General features: G+C 72.7%; 13 protein-coding genes and 1 tRNA gene. 4 read left to right on the top strand and 10 right to left on the bottom strand.

Annotated elements, in window-relative coordinates:
• Positions 1–136: 136 nt before the first annotated feature.
• The 6 genes from Acy02nite_RS14600 to Acy02nite_RS14575 form a co-directional block, all read right to left on the bottom strand.
• Positions 137–1,273 carry a cellulose binding domain-containing protein gene (locus Acy02nite_RS14600; protein ID WP_203740855.1) on the bottom strand — a complete coding sequence of 379 codons (1,137 nt, stop codon included), beginning with the start codon at positions 1,271–1,273 and terminating at the stop codon, positions 137–139.
• Positions 1,274–1,386: 113 nt separating this feature from the next.
• Positions 1,387–2,808, bottom strand: a complete 1,422-nt coding sequence (locus tag Acy02nite_RS14595; protein ID WP_203740854.1) for a (Fe-S)-binding protein — start codon at positions 2,806–2,808, stop codon at positions 1,387–1,389.
• On the bottom strand, positions 2,808–3,998 hold the full coding sequence (locus tag Acy02nite_RS14590; protein WP_203740853.1) for an FAD-binding oxidoreductase: 1,191 nt from the start codon (positions 3,996–3,998) through the stop codon (positions 2,808–2,810). The genes Acy02nite_RS14595 and Acy02nite_RS14590 overlap by 1 nt, the downstream gene beginning before the upstream one ends.
• A complete protein-coding gene (locus Acy02nite_RS14585) occupies positions 3,998–5,458 on the bottom strand; it encodes an FAD-linked oxidase C-terminal domain-containing protein (RefSeq protein WP_203740852.1) in 1,461 nt (486 codons plus the stop codon). Before Acy02nite_RS14585 ends, Acy02nite_RS14590 begins: the two co-directional genes overlap by 1 nt.
• A gap of 84 nt (positions 5,459–5,542) precedes the next feature.
• Positions 5,543–7,594, bottom strand: a complete 2,052-nt coding sequence (locus Acy02nite_RS14580) for a hypothetical protein (RefSeq protein ID WP_203740850.1) — start codon at positions 7,592–7,594, stop codon at positions 5,543–5,545.
• Position 7,595: 1 nt separating this feature from the next.
• Positions 7,596–7,667: transfer RNA gene (locus Acy02nite_RS14575), tRNA-Lys, on the bottom strand.
• Between the two features lie 143 nt (positions 7,668–7,810).
• Here Acy02nite_RS14575 and Acy02nite_RS14570 point away from each other — a divergent pair.
• The 3 genes from Acy02nite_RS14570 to Acy02nite_RS14560 all read left to right on the top strand — a co-directional run bounded on the left by Acy02nite_RS14570 (position 7,811) and on the right by Acy02nite_RS14560 (position 12,260).
• A complete protein-coding gene (locus Acy02nite_RS14570) occupies positions 7,811–8,500 on the top strand; it encodes a hypothetical protein (RefSeq protein WP_203740849.1) in 690 nt (229 codons plus the stop codon).
• A gap of 332 nt (positions 8,501–8,832) precedes the next feature.
• Positions 8,833–11,511, top strand: coding sequence for a pyruvate, phosphate dikinase (ppdK, locus tag Acy02nite_RS14565; RefSeq protein WP_203740848.1), 2,679 nt, complete (start codon positions 8,833–8,835; stop codon positions 11,509–11,511).
• A 338-nt stretch (positions 11,512–11,849) separates the two neighbouring features.
• Positions 11,850–12,260 carry a VOC family protein gene (locus Acy02nite_RS14560; RefSeq protein ID WP_203740847.1) on the top strand — a complete coding sequence of 137 codons (411 nt, stop codon included), beginning with the start codon at positions 11,850–11,852 and terminating at the stop codon, positions 12,258–12,260.
• 282 nt (positions 12,261–12,542) lie between these two features.
• On the opposite strand, the gene Acy02nite_RS14555 is transcribed toward Acy02nite_RS14560, so the two are convergent.
• Positions 12,543–12,956, bottom strand: coding sequence for a DUF4259 domain-containing protein (locus Acy02nite_RS14555; protein ID WP_203740846.1), 414 nt, complete (start codon positions 12,954–12,956; stop codon positions 12,543–12,545).
• A gap of 51 nt (positions 12,957–13,007) precedes the next feature.
• Positions 13,008–16,742, bottom strand: coding sequence for an nSTAND1 domain-containing NTPase (locus Acy02nite_RS14550; protein ID WP_203740845.1), 3,735 nt, complete (start codon positions 16,740–16,742; stop codon positions 13,008–13,010).
• Between the two features lie 313 nt (positions 16,743–17,055).
• Here Acy02nite_RS14550 and Acy02nite_RS14545 point away from each other — a divergent pair, with 313 nt between their 5' ends.
• Positions 17,056–17,775: a hypothetical protein gene (locus Acy02nite_RS14545; protein ID WP_203740844.1), complete on the top strand. Its 720-nt coding sequence runs from the start codon at positions 17,056–17,058 to the stop codon at positions 17,773–17,775.
• Positions 17,776–17,847: 72 nt separating this feature from the next.
• Here the strand turns inward: Acy02nite_RS14545 and recQ are convergent, their stop codons facing one another.
• Both recQ and Acy02nite_RS14535 read right to left on the bottom strand, forming a co-directional pair.
• On the bottom strand, positions 17,848–19,767 hold the full coding sequence (gene recQ / locus Acy02nite_RS14540; RefSeq protein WP_203740842.1) for a DNA helicase RecQ: 1,920 nt from the start codon (positions 19,765–19,767) through the stop codon (positions 17,848–17,850).
• A 52-nt stretch (positions 19,768–19,819) separates the two neighbouring features.
• Positions 19,820–21,772, bottom strand: coding sequence for a SpoIIE family protein phosphatase (locus Acy02nite_RS14535; RefSeq protein WP_239174792.1), 1,953 nt, complete (start codon positions 21,770–21,772; stop codon positions 19,820–19,822).
• Between the last annotated feature and the right edge of the window lie 14 nt (positions 21,773–21,786).

Genomic DNA, 21,786 nt, shown 5'->3' with positions numbered 1-21,786 from the left:
ATGATGAGGGAACCCGATCGACCGATGGTGCGAAAGGAAGCCGCTGGAGGCCCCGCCCGGACTGGAGGCCCCGCTCGGGCTGGATGCCCCCGGCCCGGAGGCCCGGCCCGGCCGGGGAGCCGGGCCGGGCCGTGGGTCAGGAGATGGCGGCGGCCAGCGGCCGGTACCACCTGTCGGCGATCTTGACGTTGCCGGCGTCGTTGGGGTGGACGCCGTCGTAGGTGTCGGCGGCCGTGTCGAAACCGGTCCACTGGTCGACCACCGTGATCGGGGACGCGGCAGTGGTCAGGCCCGCGGCCCAGGCCGGGATCGCGGCGTTCAGGCTGACCACGCGCTGGGCGCACTCGGCGCACGTGGACGGATTCATCGGGATGATCTGTGCGACCAGGATCTTCATGGCCGGGTTGGCGGCGCGCATCTGGCCGACGAGCGTGGTGTAGGCCGCCAGGATCGTCGAGGCCGGCAGGTTGCTCCAGACGTCGTTGGTGCCGAAGTGCATGAGCACGACGTCCGGGCCGGTCGCGGCGAGCCAGCCGACCAGCAGGTTCTGATTCGCGACGTTGGTTACCAGGTATCCACCGTGCCCCTCGTTCTCGCCGTCGTAGTCGAAGCCGCAGCCCTGCCCGGGCAGGGTTCCGACGAAGTCGACCCGGTCGGCGGGAAGTTTCTGCCAGAGCAGCGCGCGCCAGCAGCCGGGCGAGCCGGTGATCGAGTCACCGAGCGCCATGATCTTGGTCTTCCGCGTGGCCGGCGGCGAACTCGAGCTCGCCGAGGGTGACGGTGCCGGGCTGGACGGCGCAGGACCGGATGCCGACGGTGACGGGCTCGACGGCGCGGGGCCCGACACCGACGGTGACGGGTTCGTGGTGCCGCCGTTGCAGGTCACGCCGTTCAGCGCGAACCCGGTCGGCACCGGATTCGTCCCGGTCCACGAGCCGTTGAGGCCGAACGAGGCGGTGCCGCCGGTGGAGACGGCGCCGTTCCAGGCGGCGTTGCGGACGGTGACGGTCGCGCCGGACTGGGTGAACGAGCCGTTCCAGAGCTGCGTGATCGTCTGGCCGCCGGGGAACGTGAACGCCAGCGACCACGAGGTCAGCGGATCGCCGAGGTTCGTGACGTCGACCGTGGCTCCGAAGCCACCCGGCCACTGACTGCTCACGGTGTACCGCACGGAACAGCCGGCCGCCGCGTCGGCCCTGGTGGCGGTGACGGCGAGAAAGCCGGCGAGGAGTGCACAGACGCTGGCGGGGACGGCCAGCACACGTCGATGCATGGGGATCTACCTCCGTTGACGGGGAAACGGGAGCGCTCCCATCAACGTACGTGAATGTCGAGCCGTCAGGAACGGGCCCGGCCGCCTACGGGCCCGGCCGCCCACGGGCGGGGTCAAGCCCGGCGATCGGTGAGCGCCGCCGCGCCCAGCCCGCGCAGGGAGGCGTCCAGCACCTGAGCGGTGTGGGCCAGCGCGATCGACCCGCCCTGCCGCCGGACCGCCGCCGCCACCTGCATCAGACAGCCCGGATTCGCGGTGACCAGCAGCGACGCCCCGGTCCCCAGAACCGCTGCCGCCTTGCGATCACCCAGCTCGGCGGCCGGCGCCGGATTCAGCACGTTCCACACCCCGGCCGAGCCGCAGCAGATCTCCGCCTCGGCGATCTCCCGCAGCTCCAGCCCGGGGATCGCGCGCAGCAGAGCCCGGGGCTGTGCCCGGACGCCCTGCGCGTGCGCGAGATGGCAGGCGTCGTGATAGGCCACCGTCACCGGCAGGGGATGCCGCACCGCCACGGGACCCAGCTCCACCAGCAGCTCCGCCAGGTCACGGACCTTGGCCGCGAAGGCCGCGGCCCGCGCCGCATACGCCGGATCGTCGGCGAGCAACTCCCCGTACTCCTTCAGCGAGGACCCGCACCCCGCCGCGTTCACCACGAAGTAGTCCATCCCGGACCGTTCGAACGTGTCGACGAGCCGTCGCGCGAACCCCTCCGCCTCGGCCCGCCGCCCGTTGTGCACGCTCAACGCCCCGCAGCACCCCTGACCGGAAGGGATCACCACGTCACACCCCTCGGCGGCGAGGATGCGGACCGTCGCGGCATTGACGTCCGGGAAGAACGCCGACTGCACACAGCCGGTCAGCATCCCGACCACGGCTCGCCGGGTGCCGTGCGCGGCGACCCGCCGGGGCGGCCGGGGCACGCCCCGCAACCTCGGCGCGAGTGCGTCCAGCGTGGCCAGGGTCGGGGCGAGCCGCTCCAGGAGACCGCTGCGGGCGACGAGCCTCTGCAGACCCGATCGCTGGTACGCCCACAACGGCCCCCGCAGCAATCGCAGCCGCCGCGGATAGGGGAACACCGCGAAGATCGCCGCCCGCAGCGCCCGCTCCCGTGCGGTGCGCGGATGCCGCCGCTCGACCTGCGCGCGGGTGTCCTCGATCAGCCGGTCGTAGCGCACCCCGGACGGGCACGCGGTCACGCACGCCATGCAGCCCAGACACCTGTCGAAGTGCTCGACCATCGCGTCGCTGAGCGGCTCGCCCTCCAGCCCCTGCGCGATCAGATGGATCCGTCCCCGCGGCGAGTCCATCTCCTCGCCCCACAACACGTACGTCGGGCAGGTCGTCAGGCAGAATCCGCAGTGCACGCAGTCCGACACGAGATCGGCCCGCGGCCGGTGCCGGTCGTCGAAGGCCCCGGTGCCGCTCTCGGCGGCCCGCAGCGCGTCGGGCGGGGTCGGCCCGGTGCCGCTCCCGGTGGCTCGCACCGCGTCGGGCGGGGTCGGCCCGGTGCCCCGGGTGGCGTCGACGTCGGACATCAGATGCCTCCCACGAAGCGGCCCGGAGCGAATCGGTGGCCCGGATCGAACTGGTCCTTGACCCGGCGCATCAGCGCGAGCCCGTGCACCGGCCCCCACATGTCCAGCGTCTCGCGCACACCGGCCGGGGCGGTCAGCACCACCGCGTGCCCGCCGGCCCGGACAGCCGCGGCCCGTAGCAACTCGACCGCGCGCCCGGCCTCGACGGTTCTCTGGTCGGCGGTGACTCCCGCGTCTCCCTGGTCGACGGCGAGTCCCGCGTAGAGAACGCCGGCGCCGGCCGAGCCGCGGACCGTCGCGCCAGCGCCCACAGCGGTCGCCACCAGCGCCGGGACCTGCGACAACCTCCCGGTCAGCTTGACACCGACCCCGTCCGCCGGCCAGGGCGGCACGTCCCACCACTGCGGAGGCTCGGGCGAGACCTCACCCCCGAGCAGCTCGGCGACGGCGGCGGCCCGCTCCCGCACCCCGGCGGCGGTGCCCTCCAGCAGGACCGCGAGCTCCGGCTCGGCGCCGGGGCCGGCGTTGACCTCGAGGGCGCTGGCCGCGAACTGCCCGGCCAGGATCTTCGCCGCGTGCAGGGGCGGGGCCACCGCTCGTACCCACAAAGAGGCGGCCGGGACCGGATGCAACCGGAACACGCACTCGGTGATCAACCCGAGGGTGCCGAAGGCCCCGGTGTAGAGCTTGCCGAGGTCATAGCCGGCGACGTTCTTGACCACCTTGCCGCCGGCCTTGGTGATCGTCCCGTCCGGCCGGACGACGGTGATGCCGATCAGCAGGTCACGGGCGGTGCCGTAGCGCAACCGCCGCGGACCGGAGGCGTTCGCCGCGACGGTGCCCCCGGCGGTCGCCGACGGCGGCGCGTCGAGCGCGAGCTGCTGCCCGGGCAGGCCGTGCAGCTCGGCCATCGGCGTCCCGGCGCGGACCACCGTGATCAGGTCGCCGGCGGCGTGCTCCACCACCCCGGCCAGCCGGCGCGTGTCGATGATCAGATCCAGCTCGCGGGGCGGCGGCCCCCAGCCCAGCTTGGTCGCGCCGCCGCGGATCACCACGGCCAGGCCCCGCGCGGCCGTGACCAGCGCGGCCGCCTCCGCGGTGTCCCGGGGCGCCGCCACCAGCCGGGCCGGCACCCCGCAGACGGCGTCCCCGTCACCGGCGGGGGAGGTCAGCTCGTCCAGGGCGCCCATCAGAAGATCTCCGCCACGCCGGCCTCGTGCCGCGGATGGGTGCCCTGGTGGCGGCCCGGACGCTCGCCGCACAGCCGGGGCGTCGGGAAGACCTTGCCCGGATTCGCGATCCCGTCCGGGTCGAAGGCGCACCGCACCAGCTGCATCGTGTCCAGGTCGTCGTCGCTGAACATGCGCGGCATGTACTTCGCCTTGTCGACGCCGACGCCGTGCTCGCCGGTGATCGAGCCGCCGTGCTCGATGCACAGGTCGAGGATCGCCGCGGACACCGTCTCGGCCCGCGACGCCTGGCCGGGCACCGCGTCGTCGAAGAGCACCAGCGGGTGCAGGTTGCCGTCGCCGGCGTGGAACACGTTCGCCACCCGGACGCCGTGCTCGGCCGCGACCTCGCCGATCCGGCGCAGCACGGCAGGCAGCGCGGTGCGGGGGATCACCCCGTCCTGCACGATGTAATCCGGGCTGATCCGGCCGACAGCGGCGAACGCCGACTTGCGCCCGCGCCAGATCAGCGCCCGCTCGGCGTCGTCGGCGGCGATCCGCGTCTCGAATGCGCCGTGCTTCGCGCAGAGCTCGCTGACCTCGTCGAACTGTGCCGCGACCTCGGCCGCCGGCCCGTCCAGCTCGACGATCAGCACCGCGCCCGCGCCGGCCGGATAACCGCACCTCACCGCCGCCTCGGCGGCCTCGATGGCCAGCGCGTCCATCATCTCGATGGCGGCGGGCACCACGCCGGCCGCGATGATCGCCGACGTGGCGGCGCCGGCCTGGTCGGTGGAGGAGAAGCCCGCCAGCAGCGTACGGACGGTCTCCGGCAACCGGGTCAGCCGGACCGTGACCTCGGTGGCGACCCCGAGCGTCCCCTCCGAGCCGACGAACGCGCCGAGCAGGTCGTAGCCCGGCGCGTCGGGTGCGGCGCCGCCCAGCCGGACCCGCTCACCGTCCGGCGTGACGACCTCCAGCCCGGTCACGTGATTGGTGGTGAATCCATACTTCAGGCAGTGGGCGCCGCCCGAGTTCTCCGCCACGTTCCCGCCGATCGAGCAGATCTGCTGGCTGGACGGGTCGGGCGCGTAGTAATAGCCGTGCGGCGTGGCGGCCTGGGTCACGTGCAGGTTGATCACGCCGGGCTGGACGACGGCGCGCTCGTCCTCCGGGCGCACCTCCAGGATGTCGCGCAGCTGGGACGTCACGATCAGGACGCCGTCGGCGTGCGGCAGCGCGCCCCCGGACAGCCCGGTGCCGGAGCCGCGCGCGACGAACGGGGTGCCGGTCTCCGCGCACGCCCGGACCACGGCGGCGACCTGCTCGGCGGTCCGCGGCAGCGCGACCAGGGCGGGGATGACCTTGTAGTGCGCGAGCCCGTCGCACTCGTAGGTCCGCAGCTCCTGACGGTCGGTCAGGACCTGCCGGGCCCCGATCGCGGCGCGCAGCCGTGCCGCCAGTGCATCGATGTCGGTCATCGCCGGCCTCCTCGCTGACGCCTGCCATCACGCTAGCGGCGATCGACCCCGAACGCGACGGCCAAGTCACGGCCTGTGGACAACTCAGCGGGGCGGGAGCATCCAGTGCCGCTTCGTCGACCAGCCGGTGAACGGCTGGACCTGCTCGCCGCGGACCGCCGCGCGCAACCCGGCGACCGCCGGACCGAGTGGCCCGTCCGACGGCAGGGCCGCCACGAAACCCGCCACGTCGTCGCTCAGGGCCAGGTGGAACATCATCTGCCGCCACGCGTACGCGATGTCCTTGACCGTGGTGAGGCCGAGCGGCCGGGCCGCGAGCCTCCGGGCCGCCGCGAAACACCGGGAAGCCCCGTCCGGGTCGAGCGCGACCCCGACCTTCACCAGGGTGGCCAGGTTGTGCGTGGTCAGGATCTGGGCCTGCTCGATGACCATCCCGTTCTGCGCCGGGGCGCCCCACGCCGTGGTCACGCCCGCCCGCTCGCGGCAGAGCGTCGCGAACCGCGGCGAGATCCGCGCGTCCTGCTCGTCGATCCGGCCGATCGCGCGGTAGTCGATCCCGTAGTACCACTCGTAGATCGTCCCGAACAGCAACTCCCCGGCGAGCTGCGCGGCGTGCAGGAACTTCACCACGAACCGCCCGTCGAAGATGTCCGCGGCCAGCTCCTCCACCCAGGGCAGCTCCAGCCACGCCTCCCGGCTCAGTTGCCGCAGCTCACGGACCATCGGATTGGGGATCAGGGTGCCCGGGAACGTGCGCAGCGTCAGCCCGCCGAGCCGCCGCAGCGCCGCGCCGACCGCCGCGCGGCTCTCGCCCGGATGCTTGTGGCCCTCGACCGCCCGGACCCAGGGCAGCTCCTCCAGCCGCACCTGCGATTCCAGGTTCGTCAGCAGCAGCGAGCGCCGGTTGCGGAACGCCAGATAGTTCCCGGCTATCAGCGCCCGCAGGCCCGGGTCGGGGTAGGCAGCGGACACCGCCTGCGCGGCGATCCGCGGAGCGAGCCGGGCGAGCACCTCGGCCGACGGCACGAGACCGGAATCGATCAGCTCTTCCACGGGCGCGGCGACGGCGCGACGCACCACGGCGGTGATCGACGGCGGCGTTCCCTCCTCGATCGGCGGGAGTGACACGAGGCCGGTGTGCTGCGGGAACCCGGCCAGCCGGGCGGCGAGCGCGTGCGCGGCGAGGTGGTGCGGCGGGATCGCCGCGTCCCGCGCCTGCCGTGCCCGGAGCGCGGCGAAACCCGGCCCACGACGCCGGACCATGTCGTCGACCACGGTCTGCACCAGGCCACGCCGCCACGGCCGGCCGGCCAGCACGTCCTGCGCCGCGGTGCGCAGCACGGTCAGGTTCGCCTTCGGCCCGGCGTGCCGCCGGCTCGGCGGATGCTTCGCCGCGAGCTGCGCATACTCCTCCAGGAGGGCGCGCGCGTCACGGTTCCAATCAAGGTCCCGCGGTACGCCGGCACGCCCGTCCACGCAGGCCCGGAGCCAGAGCTCGAGCATCCGGTCCGCGAACGGGTTCCACACCCGCAGGGTCGTGCGCATCGTCTCGACCCGCTCGTTCGGCCGGCGGCGCTCCAGGGCGGCCCGCACCTCGCCGGCCGTCGCTCGCCACGCCGTCTCGGGCCCCGGCACCTGGCCGGTTCCGATCGGCTCGGGCGCGAATCGCAGCCGCCCGCTGAACGGCAGGATCTGCCCGAGCAGGCTCAACGCCGACGCCTCGTCCCCGGCCCGCAGCAGCCAGGCGAGCACCGGGAGCGCCGCCTCCTCCGGCAGCGCGACGTGCGACGGTGTGTCCAGTTCCTCCGGGTGCGCGATCAGCTGGTCGAACATCGCCTGCCGGGACCGCGGCAGGCCGTGACGCCGCAGGAACGCCAGCTCCCACGGCTGCAGCGGCTGGTCGGCGAGAGCCCTGCCACTGGCGAACCCGCCGTGCAGCACCTCGATGGTGACCCAGGCCGGCAGGTCGGTGACCGGGGTGCGCGAGCCGGTGCGAATCCGCCCGCCCAGCATCCCGCGGATGGCGCCGAGCCAGCTCGCCGCCCTGTCCCGGGCCTGCTCACGGGTGGCCGGATCGGGGTGGGCCGAGGCGGTGTCGAGGGCGCGCTGCCACTGGCCCTCTGGGTAACTGCTCATGCCGGCGTGGCGGGTCCTGCCCCCGCGCCCTCCCGGTTAAGAGCCGGGTGCTCTGCTGCTGAGCTACACGCCGTGTGTGTCGCGGGCCGACGATAGCGCGCCCGCCATCGGCCGTGCGCCCGGTTTTCCACAGCCCTGGGTGGGCGGGGGATGACACCCCGTCGATGCTGTGGACAAGCTTTTCGCCGACGGCCGGAAGTCTGTCAAGATGGCCCGATGCTCGTGACCGCCAGACCCTCCAGGCTCGCCGTCGCCGCCGCGTTCGCCCTGCTCGCGGTGGCCGGCTGCAGTTCGGACGACGACAAGCCGGATGCCGGCCGGATCGACGTGACCACCATGCGCGGCGCGTTCCTGCAGGCCACCGAGATCGGTCCGACCTGGACCGCTCCCGAGACCAGCGCCGACCCGCAGCAGCTGGTCAGCTTCTGCGGCGGGAGCACGCCCGCTCCCGCCCTGCCGCCCGGCGCCGAGCGGGTGTCCTCGTCCTTCGCCGACGAGGGGGAGAAGGGCGCGCAGACGCTGGAGCAGCTCGCCCTGGTCTACCCGGACGACAAAGCGGCGCAAGCCGGGCAGGCGCTGCTGCGCGCGGTCGCCGACGGCTGCGCCCCCACGGTCTCCGTCCCGGCGGCGGTGACCTCGGACAAGTCGGAGCCGGCCTACACCGAGACGGTCGAGGTGCGCGAGCTCAACGAGGGCGCCTGGTCCGGGTTCGTGCTGGTTCGTCACAAGAGCTACGAGAAGACGCACCCCGGCACCGCGGACACCGCCGTGGCCGTCGTGACCTCGCGCAACGTGGTGCTCGTGGACACCTATGCGATCTACCAGCTGGAGAAGTCGGAGCCCGCGGCGGGCTTCGAGGCGGACTGGAAGAAGCTGGTCGGCTCGGTCGTCCAGCGGGTGGGATAGACAGCCGGACGCGGTTGGTCTAGTGTTCGCGGTGCGCCGTTGCGAGTTCTTCCCCCGTGGAATTCGCAGCGGCGTCTTACTGTGCCCGGTGACCACTCCGGGTCTCGGTGGCCGACACCGAATCTCCACTCACGAGATCGCCTGCGCATGCTCACGTCACACCGCCGTGCGCGTTACTGCTCGGAGAGAGCGCGATCCGAACACCCGTCCACGCACCGGTGTGGAAAAAGCCACGGCACTGTTAACTATTAGCCGCACCCACGCTTAGCCTTACGAATCCCGGGGCACTGAACAAGTTAAGCCGCGGATTCTTAGGCGGAGGTGGGTGCGGCATGAAGTTCGTCTACGACTTCCACGAAGGCAACAAGGACCTCAAAGACCTGCTGGGTGGCAAGGGCGCCAATCTCGCGGAGATGACGAACCTCGGCCTCCCCGTTCCTCCCGGTTTCACGATCACCAGCGAGGCCTGCCAGGAATACCTGCGCCACGGCACGCACGTCGACGGCCTGGCCGGCGAGATCGACGCGCATCTCGCCACGCTCGAACAGGCCATGGGCCGCAAACTCGGCGACGCGCAGGACCCGCTGCTGGTCTCGGTGCGGTCCGGCGCGAAGTTCTCGATGCCCGGCATGATGGAGACCGTCCTCAACGTCGGGCTCAACGACGAGTCGGTGGCCGGGCTGTCCCGGCAGGCGGGTGGCAACGACCGGTTCGCCTGGGACTCGTACCGCCGGTTGATCCAGATGTTCGGCAAGACCGTGTGCGACGTGCCGGGCGGCGAGTTCGAGGACGCGCTGCACGACGCGAAGACCGCCAAGGGCGTCTCCGACGACGTCCAGCTCGACGCCGACGATCTGAAAGCGCTGGTCACGGCGTACAAGCAAGTGTTCGTGAAACACACCGGCCATGACTTCCCGCAGGACCCCCGGGAGCAGCTCGACCTCGCGATCGAAGCCGTCTTCCGGTCGTGGAACGCCGAGCGCGCCATTCTCTACCGTCGCCAGGAGCGCATCCCGGCCGACCTCGGCACCGCCGTCAACGTGGTCGCGATGGTCTTCGGGAACCTGGGCGACGACTCCGGCACCGGCGTCGCCTTCACGCGCGACCCGGCCAGTGGTGAGCAGGGCATCTACGGTGACTACCTGGCCAACGCGCAGGGTGAGGACGTGGTCGCCGGCATCCGGAACACGCTCGCGCTCGCGGAGCTCGAGAAACTCGACAAGCGCAGCTACGACGAGCTGCTGCGGATCATGGCGAAGCTCGAGGGCCACTACCGCGATCTGTGCGACATCGAGTTCACGATCGAGCGCGGCAAGCTGTGGATGTTGCAGACCCGGGTCGGCAAGCGCACCGCGGCCGCCGCGTTCACCATCGCCGCGCAGCTCGTCGACGAGGGCGTGATCGACCTGGACGAGGCGCTGACCCGGGTCACCGGCGCGCAGCTCGGCCAGCTGATGTTCCCGCGGTTCGACCTGTCCGGCGACCCGGCTCCGATCACCCGCGGCGTCGGTGCCTCACCGGGCGCGGCCTACGGCGAGGTGGTCTTCACGTCGCGGCGCGCCGTCGAGGTGGCGGCCGAGGGCCGGCCGGTCATCCTGGTCCGCCGCGAGACCAATCCCGACGATCTGCCCGGCATGATCGCGGCGAACGGCATCCTGACCAGCCGCGGTGGCAAGACCTCGCATGCTGCCGTGGTCGCCCGCGGCATGGGTAAGACCTGTGTCTGCGGCGCCGACGAACTGTCGGTCAGCGAATCGTCGTTCTCGGTCGGCGACACGACCGTCGACGAGGGCGACATCATCTCGGTCGACGGCACCACGGGTCGCGTCTACCTCGGCGAGGTGCCGGTGCGCCCCAGCGAGGTCGTGCAGTACTTCGAGGGCGACCTGGACCCGGCCCAGGCCAACGAACCGCTGGTCGAGGCAGTGCACCGGATCATCACGCACGCCGACGCGAAGCGCCGGCTCAAGGTTCGCACCAACGCGGACACCGGGATGGACGCGGCTCGCGCCCGGCGTTTCGGCGCGCAGGGCATCGGCCTGTGCCGGACCGAGCACATGTTCCTCGGCGATCGCCGTGAGCTGGTCGAACGCCTGATCCTGGCGCGCACCGAGACCGACCGCAACGACGCGCTCGCGGCGCTGCAACCGCTGCAGCGGGCCGACTTCCTGCAGATCCTGCGCGAGATGAACGGACTGCCGGTCACCATCCGGCTCATCGACCCGCCGCTGCACGAGTTCCTGCCGTCGCTGGAGGAGCTCGCGGTCAAGGTCGCGGTCGCCCACGAGCAGGGCCAGCGCGTCGAGCACGACGAGCGGATGCTCGCCGCGGTCCGCCGGATGCACGAGCAGAACCCGATGCTGGGCCTGCGCGGCGTCCGCCTCGGACTTGTCATTCCCGGACTCTTCGCGATGCAGGTGCGGGCCATCGCCGAGGCCGCTGTCGCGCTCGCCGCCGAGGGTGGCAACCCGCGCCCCGAGATCATGGTGCCGCTGGTCGGTGCCGTGCAGGAGCTGGAGACGGTCCGCGCCGAGGCCGAGAAGATCATCGCCGAGGTGGCCGGTGACTCCGGCGTACAGGTGGCGATCGGCACCATGATCGAGGTGCCGCGCGCCGCACTGACCGCCGGCCAGATCGCCGAGGCCGCCGAGTTCTTCTCGTTCGGCACCAACGACCTGACCCAGATGGCCTGGGGTTTCTCCCGCGACGACGTCGAGGGTGCGTTCTTCTGGCGTTACCTCGAACTCGGGATCTTCGGCATCAGCCCGTTCGAGTCGATCGACGCCGAGGGCGTCGGCCGCCTCGTGCGGATCGCCGCGGAGGAGGGCCGCGCCGCCCGTCCCGGCCTCAAGCTGGGCGTCTGCGGCGAACACGGCGGCGACCCGGACTCGGTGCACTTCTTCCACGAGGTCGGGCTCGACTACGTCTCCTGCTCGCCGTTCCGCGTGCCGATCGCCCGCCTCGAAGCGGGCCGCGCCGCCGTCGAGTCGGAAGGCTCCGACCACCGCTGACCGATTCTGGTCAGGTCCCTGAGTAGGGCCGGGATCTCTTCGCATCAATGGCACCCACCATGCGGAGAGATCCCGGCCGATGTCCTGCCATCAAGATCAAAGTCTTCCTTGCCTCTCTCCGCTGTGGTCCGGATCGTCGCTCCCGCGGGGACCCTTGCGGGCTTCGCAGGGCCGTGGCCGGCCCAGAACGCAAAGCCCTCCAGGGCGGCCTCCGCGGCGGGGCACGGTCACCCCTCGTCCGGGGTCTCGTCCGGGTACGGCTGCCGCGATCCCCGGAAAACGTCAGGGGGTGGGTCTACCGTGCCGGGTGACAGCAATCGATGGCAAGGGAGCCTGTGATGACGTCCCGACTCAATCCGTACCTGACGTTCGACGGCAACGCCCGCGAGGCCGTGGAGTTCTACCGGTCCGTCTTCGGCGGCGAGCTGCGGGTCAACACGTTCGGCGAGTTCGGCGCGCCCGACGAGTCGATCAAGGACAAGGTGATGCACGCGATGCTGGAGACCCCGCAGGGCTACACGCTGATGGCGTCGGACCTCCCGCCCGGCATGCCGTTCACCCCGGGCAACACCAACACGGTCAGCATCAGCGGCGATGCTGGCGACAACCTGCGCGACTTCTGGGACAAGCTCGCCGACGGCGGCACCGTCCACGTCCCCTTCGAGAAGCAGATGTGGGGCGACGAGTTCGGCCAGCTCGTCGACAAGTTCGGTGTCCCCTGGATGATCAACGTGGTCGTCGGCCACTGACCGGGAATCCCGCTGCACGGCTTCGCCCCGCGCGGGCGGTGTCGACCCGGCGCGGACGGTGCCGACCCGGCGCGGGCCGCCACCGCGGGCCGCCACCGCGGGCCGCCACCGCGGGCCGGGCGGCGTCATCCGCGGACCGCGCTCCGGGCCGCTCGACGGTGGCGAGCGGCGGCGCACCGGTCGCGGCGGCGCTCTCCGTGCCCCCTCGGTCCGACGCGTCGGCCTGCGTCGAAGCCGTGCCCCCTCGGTCCGATGCGTCGGCCCGCGTCGAAGCCGTGGCGGTCAGAGGGCTTCTTCGAGGGCGGCCCGGATCGGCTCCAGGGCGCGCAGCGCCTTGCCGAAGGAGTCCTCCCACAGGTCGCGCCACTCCGAGTCCTCCCCGGCGACCCGGGCCAGCGCCTGCAATGCCAGCTCCGGCAGGTCGTCGGGCAGGTCGATCGTGCCGCCCTGCACGAGGAAGTCCGGGCCGTAGGACGTGGTGATCGCCGGCCCGCCCGGCAGTTGCGACGCGACGACGGCCGCCGCCGCGATCGCCTCGCAGGCGTAGTCGCTGTCCAGGTACTCGTCCTCGTTCGCCGCCGCGGTGAGGGCTTCGCGGATCAGCTCCACGCGCCGGCCCGGCTCGGCGTCGTTCAGCTCACCGGACCAGTCGGCGGCCGTGTCGTTGTCGAACGGCCCGAAATCCCAGGTCCCCATCGCCATCCTCCATGCTGTCCCACCGGCGTCCCGGGAATGATCACATACGACTCAGGGACACGAGCGGCGGTAGGCGGCACCCGGCACGTACTGGCCCCATTCGATCGCGGTCATCGCGTCGCCGCCGCCCGCGCACAGGGCGGCGATCACCTTCCGCTCGTCGGTGTCCCAGAAGGTGACGGTGCCCGCGGTGCCCGCCGCGGCCAGTGTCGCACCGTCCGGCAGGTAGGCGATCGCGTAGGTCTTCCCGCCCGGGTTCGCCGCGTGCAGAGTGCCGGTGGCCGGCGAGACCACCCCGTCGCCGAGGCGCCACGTCCACACCGACCCGTCCCCGCCCGAGGCGGCCAGCTCTTTCCCGTCGGGCCGGAAGGCGAGACTGAACACGTAGTGGGTGGGTCCGCTCAGCGGTTTCCCGACGGCCCGTGGCCCGCCTGCCGCGCTGAGGTCCCAGAGCCGGATGGTGTCGTCGGCCCCGCCCGCGGCGAGTGTCCGGGAGTCCGGTGAGAACGTCACCGACCACGCGTAGTTGTCGAAGCCTCCCAGCGAAGGCAGGGCCCGCGGCGTGTCCGGGTCGCTGAGGTCCCACAGGTGGACGAGCCGGTCGACGCCGGCCGCGGCGAGGTAGTGCCCGTCCGGGCTGAACGCCACGTTGGCGGTGAGCCCGCCGGCGTCCAGGGCGGGCAGCGCGCGTGGCCGGTCCGGGTCGGAGATGTCCCACAGGTGCACCTGCTCGTCGTCGGATCCGGCCGCGACCAGTCTCCCGTCCGCACTGAACTGCAGCGATTCGATCAGGGCGGTGGATCCGGTGAGCAGGGTCCGCCCGTTGAGCAGCACCGTTCCGGCCCGGTTGCCGGTGACCACGGACCGGCCGTCCGGCGAGATCGCGACCGACCCGGCTGACGGCCCGAACGTGGCCGGGTTGGCGAAGCCCGGCAGGCGACGGGGTGCCGCCCCGGCGAGCGACCACAGCTCCACGTGCCCTTGCGGGCCGGAGGAGGCGACCGCGAGCCGGGTGCCGGAACGGTCCACCCCCAGCCCGAACAGCCCACCGGCCCCGGAGTCGATGAGGCGTCGCCGGGCCGGGAAGCCGCGGACCACCCCGTCGGACCCGGCGACGTGCAGCATCGCACCGTCGGGGGAGTACCCGACCGACGTGACCTGGGCGGCGCTCGCGATGGAGTCCAGCCGTACGCCGGTCGCCACGTCGAAGACCGCCATCGTGTTGTTCGACCCGCCGACCGCCACCAGGTCGCCGCCGGGTGCGTAGGCGGCCGCGTTCACCCAGGACGTGAACCCGGTCTCCAGCCGTCTGCGGACGGTCCGGCCGGGGACGTCGAGGATGGTCGCGCCGCCGTCCTTGGCGCCGGCCAGCAGCGCGTCGCTCCCCGGTGACCAGGCGATCGAGGTCACCGCCGCCGAGCCCAGCGGCATCTGGACCGGTGCCGACCCGAGCCGTGCGGCCGGCCACAGCTGGATCGTGCCGGTCGCGCCGGCCGCGGCGAGGTGCTGCCCGTCCGGGCTGAAGGCGACCGCCTGGATGACGTCCCGCCCACCGGCGACCGGCAGCGCGGCCGGCGCGCGCCAGTCGGCTCCGGCCGCGATCTGCCAGGCACGCAGCGGCGGCGTCCCGCCCCCGGCCACCAGACGGGTCCCAGCCGGGTCGAACGTCAGTGACTCCACCGCCTGCCCGAACTCGCCGGGGGCGGCCCCGAGAGCGACCGGGCGGGCCGGATCCCGTACGTCGTGGAGGTGCACCTCGCCGCCCTCTCCGCCGACGGCGAGGGTGTGCCCGTCCGGGCTGAACGCCAGCGCGAACACCACCTTGCCCGGTTCCGCGGCCGGCACCACGCCCAGCCGCTCCCGGGGGCGGTTCCCGTCGTAACGGAACAGCCCCACGCTTCCGTCCTGGGCGCTGCTGACCGCCATCACCGTCCCGTCCGGGCCGACCCGCAGCACTGTCGGCCCGGACGTGCCGACGAGCCGGTGCACGATGCCGGCGGCGGTCGCGTCGAGGAGGGCGGAGCGGGCGTCCACTGTCGGCGAGATCCGGTACGCCGCGAGTGCCAGCTGCCCGGCGAGCGCCGGGTCGACGTCGCGTGCCCGGGCCGATTCGATCGCCACCTGCCGGGAGAGCGCTCCGTCGCGCGCCTGGTCGGCCGCTCGGCGCTGGTCGGCGGCGATCGAACTGGCCCGGAACGCGTACCCGGTGAGCCCGACCGCCACCAGCACCAGCACCAGCAGCGCGCCCACGAGCCGGCGCAGCACCTGGACCCGGCGGCGGGCGTCGTGCTGTTCCCGGTCCCGGGCGGCCACGCTGCGGTTCAGGACGTCGCGTTCGGCGTCGTTCATCGCGGCGTGGTGGTCCGGGTCGCGCGCCCATTCGGCGACCTGGGCCAGCAGGTTGCCGCGCAGCAGGCTCTGCTCGTCGTCGCGCCAGTCCTCGGCGGCCCGGGTCAGCCGCCGGTGCACGAGCAGTCCGGCGTGGTCCGCGGTGATCCATTCGGCGAGGCGGGGCCATGCGGTGAGCAGCGCGTCGTGGCTGATCTCCAGGTGCTGCTCGTGCGCGGTGATCAGGCGCCGGGCGACGAACCGTTCGATCACCGGCGCCATCGCGTCCCGCCCGGCTGGCAACTCGTCGAGGGTGATCCGGCGCTTCGTGGTGATCACGTCCTCGTCGACGGTGACGAGTCGCAGGAACAGGCGCCGGACGAGTTCCCGCTCGGGCTCGCCCAGCTCGGCGTACGCCCGTTCGGCGCTCTGCTGCACCGCTCCGCCGAGCCCACCGGCCTCCCGATAGTGCCGCAGCGTCAGCCGCCCCCGGTCGCGGCGTTCCCAGGCGGCCAGCAGCGCGTGCGACAGCAGCGGCAACGCGTTGCGGGCCGGCCGCACGTCGGCGAGCGCCACCTCGACCAGAGCTTCGTCGACCTGCAGCCCGCAGGCGGCGGCCGGTTCGACGATGGCCGCGCGCAGTTGCGTCTCGGTCAGTGGCGGCACCACCAGCTGCCACGCCTGCAGGGCCGGGACCAGCACCGGGTCGGCGGCGGCGTCCGCGAAGAAGTCGGCTCGGATGCCGGCCAGGATCAGCGTGTCCGGGCCGAGCCCGGTGAGCGCGGCGACGAACCGGGGCGCCTGGCCGGCGGCGACGGTGTAGAGCTCCTCGAACTGGTCCACGATCAGCAGCCGGGGCCCGGTGACGCCGTCCAGCGCGCGGGTGAGGGCACCGACCGGGTCCGAGCCGGGCACCATGACCGCGACCGGGAACTGCCCGGCGCCCAGCACGGCAGGCAGCACCCCGGCCCGCAGCAGCGACGACTTGCCGGAGCCGGACGCGCCGACGAGGAAGAGCAACCGCAGGCCGGGGCCGTCGGCACGGAGTCGGGCGAGCCGGTCGAGGATGTCGCCCACGAAGCTCTCGCGGCCGAAGAAGAGCCCGGCGTCCTCCGGTCCGAACGGCCGCAGCCCGCGGTACGGCGGCCCGTCCGCCCCGCGCCGCCCCTGCCGCCCGTCGGTCCGGGCGCGCACCCGCAGCAGCGCGTCCTCCCAGGCGGGCAGCTCGTCGCCGGTGACGCCGCACGCGGTGAGCAGCGCGCGGAACTGGCCGAGCTGCGCTGGCCCGGGCAGGTGGGTGGCCTTGACGTAGCCGCCGACCGTCGCGACCGGCAGCTCGGAACGCGTGGCCAGCGCCCGGATGGTCAGTCCGGCGCGCTGGCGCAGCGTGGTCAGCGCCGCACCGAGTTCCTCCCGCGTCCCGATCCGATCCGGTCCGACGTCAACCCGATCCACCATGTGCCGCCCCTTGCCGGAGAAGGTGCTCCGAACCCTAGGGAGCGAAGGCATGCACGGGCATCATTCCAACGGGGGACAGGGGCTCACCGTCCTGTCCGGACGATCAGCCGGAGGACGCCGCCGATCGTCCGCCCTCGGCGTCCGTCCAGTCCAGCCGCCCGGCCTCCGGCATCCCGGCAGGACCGCCGGAGGTCGGCCCCGGCGCGCTCTTCTCCGGACAACCCCGGACATGAGTCCTGCTCAGAGCCTGTCCGAGGTTGTACGGGAATCCCCGCGACAGCGGCGCCGGTCGTCTCCCGGCTCCTACCGTGGCGTGGCCGATCCCGATCTCCGCACCCCGGAAGAGGTGGCCGAAGTGGACGACCTGGCGGCCGCGGCCCTCGCGGCCCTCACCCCCTACCTGCCGCTCACCCTGCCCAGCTCACCGGCCGAGGTGGCGGCCGACGTCCTCCAGCGTCTGATCGAGAAGGCGTTCGCCGAGATCGGCGCGGAGGGCCTCTGGGCGGCGTACGCCCGTCATCCGTCGAACCCGTCCGCGGTCGAGCCGGTGCTCGCCGCGGCCCTGCAAGCCGACCCGGGCCTGGCGGCCCAGTTGAAAGGAGCGGTACGCACCGTGGAGGACAACTCGAGCAACCGGGCCTACCAGCGGGACATCTCGGCCGGCGGTGACGTCACGGGCCGCGACAAGATCAGCCACACCAACAGTCACAACAGCAGCGACACCCGCAACTACGGCGGCATGATCGCGGTGATCGCCGTGGTGATCGTGGCCGTCGTCGCGATCTTCTTCGCCGGCCGCGCCATCCTCGGCAAGATCACCGACAGTCTGACCATCGACAAGGATTCCAGCTGCTCGAAGTTCCTCGAGGCATCACAGGAGCAGGAGCTCACCGCGATGCGCAAGGTCGGCGTCGAACTCGGCGTCCGCGGCATCGGCAGCCCGCTGGCACTCCCGGCCATCACCTACGAGTGCAGCGGCCACCCCGACGAAACCCTTGGCGAAGCCATCGCCAAGTACAAGAACTCCTTCTGACCCCCGACCGATCCCCAGCCGCGGCAACGGCTCGGGTGGCGGCCCGAGCCGTTGCCGATCCACGGCGAACCGTCAGTCGTCGGCGCCGTCCACGACATCGGGAATGTCCGGACCGCCGACCTCCGGGTCCTCGCCGCGGACCACGGCCAGGACGTCGTCGCCGAACTTCGTCAGCTTGCTCTGCCCGACGCCGCTGACCGTGCCCAGCTGGTCCAGCGACGACGGCTCCAGCGTGGCGATCGCGCGCAGCGTCTTGTCGTGGAAGATCACGTACGGCGGGATGCTCTGGGCCTTCGCGATCGAGGCCCGCCACGCCCGCAACCGCTCGAACAGCGGCTCCGCCGACGCGGGGAAGTCGGCCAGGTCGACAGCCGGTGCCTTCGAGGAGGAAGAGGAGGAGCCCGGGGAGCGCGACGACGATCGGCGCTGGGCCGGCGTCTCCCGCCGCATCATCAGGGTCACCTCGCCGCGCAGGACGGAGCCGCTGCGCTCGGTGAGGACGAGCGTCCCGTATTCACCCTCGACCGCCAGGTAACCCCCGGCGAGCAGTTGCCGCACCACCCCGCGCCACTCGGCCTCGCGCAGGTCGGCTCCGATGCCGAAGACGGTCAGCTCGTCGTGGCGGAACTGGGACACCTTGTCGGTGCGCTTGCCGAGCAGGATGTCGATGGACTGCCCGGCACCGAACTTCTGGTTGCGTTCCTTCTGCAGGCGGAACACCGTGGACAGCAGTTTCTGCGCGGGAACCGTCCCGTCCCAGGACTCCGGCGGGGTCAGGCACGTGTCGCAGTTCCCGCAGGTCTCGGCGGTGGCCGCCTGATCGAAGTAGGCCAGGAGCTGCCCGCGCCGGCAGGACACCGTCTCGCACAGGGCCAGCATCGCGTCGAGGTGCCGGTTCGCGTTGCGCCGGAAGTTGAGGTCCCCCTCCGAGCTGTCGATCATCTTGCGCAGCTGGACGACGTCCTGCAGCCCGTACGACAACCAGGCCGTCGACGGCAGCCCGTCGCGCCCGGCGCGGCCCGTCTCCTGGTAGTACCCCTCGACGGATTTCGGCAGGTCGAGGTGCGCGACGAACCTGACGTCGGGCTTGTCGATCCCCATCCCGAACGCGATCGTCGCGACCATGACCAGCCCTTCCTCGCGGAGGAAGCGGGACTGGTTCCGCGCGCGGGTCCGCGGGTCGAGCCCGGCGTGGTAGGGCAGCGCGGGGATCCCGTTGGCCGACAGGTATTCCGCGTGTTTCTCGACCGACGCGCGGGACAGGCAGTAGACGATGCCGGCGTCGCCCGGGTGCTCGGTGCGCAGCAGGTCGAGCAGCTGCTTCTTGGGGTCGTTCTTGGCGACGATCCGGTACTGGATGTTGGGCCGGTCGAAGCTGGCGGTGAAGTGCCGCGCGTCGGTGAGCTGCAGCCGGGTCGCGATCTCGTCCCGCGTCGCGGTGGTCGCGGTGGCGGTCAGCGCGATGCGGGGCACCTCCGGCCAGCGCTCGTGCAGCATCGACAGCGCCAGATAATCCGGCCGGAAGTCGTGGCCCCACTGGGCGACGCAGTGCGCCTCGTCGATGGCGAACAGGGAGATCGTGCCGCGGTCGAGCAGCCGCTGGACCGCCGGCGTGCCGAGCCCCTCGGGCGCGACGTAGAGCAGGTCCAGCTCGCCGCCGACGAACTCGGCCTCGACCAGGCGCCGCTCGTCGTAGTCCTGCGTCGAGTTCAGGAAGTTCGCCCGGACGCCGGCCGTGCGCAGCGCGTCGACCTGGTCCTGCATGAGGGCGATCAGCGGGGAGATGACCACGCCGGTGCCGGGGCGGACCAGGGCCGGGATCTGATAGCACAGCGACTTGCCGCCGCCGGTCGGCATCAGCACGAGCGCGTCGCCGCCGCCGATCACGTGCTCGACGATCTCGCGCTGCTGACCGCGGAACTCCGGATAGCCGAAGACGCGGTTGAGCGCGTCGACGGCGTCGGACACTGGGATCGGGGGAGCGGAAGTCACCCAGCGATAGTAGTGAGCCGGACCGGTGTTCTGCCCAGGCCTGTGGACGGCCCTAAGGGGTGACAGGCAGCCCGACCAGGTCGAGGATCTGCCGGGAAGGGCTACCAGGGGACGCGACAAGGGTCAGCGCCGCCTTCTGCTCGTGGTGCCGCTCACCGATCTGGTAGAGCGCGGAGACCCCGGCGCTGGCCAGGTGGGTGACCCCGGTCAGGTCGATCGTCATCGACACGGTCCCGCCCCGGCTGCGGCGCAGCAGCTCGGGCATCAGCCGCTGGGCCGTGGTGGCGTCGACCGGGCCCGAGACCGTGACCCGCGCCTCGTTCCCGCCGGGCAGCTCCGCCAGCACCATGTCGGGTATGTCCGGTGCGGCGACCGGGGCGTCGTCGAAGCTGGCCAGCAGTCGCGCCGGCCGGCTCAGCGGATGCCGGACGGTCGCCACCGTCCCGTGCGCGCCCGGCTCCACGCGCAGGCTCTCCACCAGCTGACCGGTCAGCGCCAGGCCACGCCCGCGGATCGGCTGCCGCTCCGGCGTGCGCCACCCGCCGTGATCGGTCACCGTCGCCTCGACCCGGCCGGAGGGCGTGAGCACCGCCCGTACGCAAATCGGGGTCGTGCTCGAAGAATGCTCGATGGCGTTGGTCGCCAGCTCACCCAGCGCGTGCTGGAGCGCGAACACGTCGTGCTCGCCCGCGCCGACCGTGTGCAGCCAGGACGCCAGCCGGGTCCGCGCGCCGCGCAGAGCCGCCGGGTCCGCCGGAAGATCAAGTGCCAGTTCCGGTACGGCCGCCACCCGTTGCGCCGCGAGCAGCGTGATGTCGTCGGCATGCCCGCCGGCCCGCACCAGCAGCTCGATCGTCTGCGCGCAGACCCGTTCGGCAGCAGTCGACGACGGGTCGTGCAGCGCGCGCCCGGCGGCCGCGTCCGCGGCGACCCGGGCCAGCTCGCCGGCGGCCGTGACGGCACCCGGAGCGGCCGCCGAAAGCGCCCCCGCCGGCCCGGGGAAGGAGCCTGCCAGCGGCCGCTCCAGGATCCCGTCGCTGTAGAGGAGCAGCAGGTCACCGGGCTCCAGCCGGTCCTGCCGGACGAAGAACGCGCTCCCGGTCCCGAGCGGTCCGGCCCCGGTCGCCGGCAGGAACCGCGTCGAGCCGTCCGCCCGCACCACGAGCGGCGGCGGATGCCCGGCCGTGCAGTACGTCACCTCGCCGTTGCCGGGGTCGAGGTCGGCCAGGCACACGGTCGTCGCGTGCGCGGTCCGCATCCGCCCGGCGAACCGGTCCGCCGCCGTCAGCGCTTCGGCCGGCGTGGCCCCGGAGTCGAGGCGTTCCTGCAGCACCGCGCGCAGCTGCCCCATCACGCCGGACGCGGTGATCCCGTGCCCGACCACGTCCCCGACGACCAGGGCGACCCGCCCGTCCGGCCGGGCCACCGCGTCGAACCAGTCGCCGCCGGCCGCGGTGTCGGCGTCGGCGAGCAGGTAGCTGGCGGCCACCTGCAGGCCGGGCAGCACGGGCAGCCCGGGTGGCAGGAGCTCCCGCTGCAGCTCGGTGATCACGTCCCGGCTCCGCTCGTAGCGGCGGCGCAGCTGGGCCGTCTCGGCCTCGGCGGCCTGCCGGTTGCGGGCCATCTCGGTGACGTCGAACGCGGCGCCGATCACGCCGCGCAGCGACCCGTCAGCGGCCCGCCACGGCATGATCGTGAACGTCACGAAGATCTCGTGCACCGAGCCGTCCGGCTGGTCCAGGTGCACCCGCCACTGCCGCCCGGCGACGGTCTCGCCGGTGCGGTAGACCTCGTGGAACACGTCGAGGAACTGCTGGCCGGCGAGGTCGCCGAGCACCTCCCGGCACGGGCGGCCGATCACCTCCCGGCCGGGCAGCACGGCGCGGGTCGCCGCGTTCGCGCCGACCGTCAGCAACTCCGGGCCCTCGAAGAGGATGACGATGAACGGCAGTTGATCGACCGCGGCCACCAGGGCGTCCCGATCGCCCGCTTCCGGAATGTCCACCAGGACATCGTGCC

Source organism: Actinoplanes cyaneus (assembly GCF_016862095.1).
Lineage (GTDB): Bacteria > Actinomycetota > Actinomycetes > Mycobacteriales > Micromonosporaceae > Actinoplanes > Actinoplanes cyaneus.
Note: the sequence above shows the minus strand (reverse complement) of the source record. Positions and strands in the feature narration are given on the sequence as shown.

What these genes read in the sequence shown, in the direction of transcription:
- Acy02nite_RS14570 (WP_203740849.1), top strand. Translation starts at nt 7,811, where the DNA reads ATGCTCGTGACCGCCAGACCCTCCAGGCTCGCCGTCGCCGCCGCGTTC.
- Acy02nite_RS14595 (WP_203740854.1), bottom strand. Translation starts at nt 2,808, where the DNA reads ATGTCCGACGTCGACGCCACCCGGGGCACCGGGCCGACCCCGCCCGAC.
- ppdK (WP_203740848.1), top strand. Translation starts at nt 8,833, where the DNA reads ATGAAGTTCGTCTACGACTTCCACGAAGGCAACAAGGACCTCAAAGAC.
- Acy02nite_RS14560 (WP_203740847.1), top strand. Translation starts at nt 11,850, where the DNA reads ATGACGTCCCGACTCAATCCGTACCTGACGTTCGACGGCAACGCCCGC.
- Acy02nite_RS14590 (WP_203740853.1), bottom strand. Translation starts at nt 3,998, where the DNA reads ATGGGCGCCCTGGACGAGCTGACCTCCCCCGCCGGTGACGGGGACGCC.
- Acy02nite_RS14555 (WP_203740846.1), bottom strand. Translation starts at nt 12,956, where the DNA reads ATGGGGACCTGGGATTTCGGGCCGTTCGACAACGACACGGCCGCCGAC.
- Acy02nite_RS14550 (WP_203740845.1), bottom strand. Translation starts at nt 16,742, where the DNA reads ATGGTGGATCGGGTTGACGTCGGACCGGATCGGATCGGGACGCGGGAG.
- Acy02nite_RS14600 (WP_203740855.1), bottom strand. Translation starts at nt 1,273, where the DNA reads ATGCATCGACGTGTGCTGGCCGTCCCCGCCAGCGTCTGTGCACTCCTC.
- Acy02nite_RS14580 (WP_203740850.1), bottom strand. Translation starts at nt 7,594, where the DNA reads ATGAGCAGTTACCCAGAGGGCCAGTGGCAGCGCGCCCTCGACACCGCC.
- Acy02nite_RS14585 (WP_203740852.1), bottom strand. Translation starts at nt 5,458, where the DNA reads ATGACCGACATCGATGCACTGGCGGCACGGCTGCGCGCCGCGATCGGG.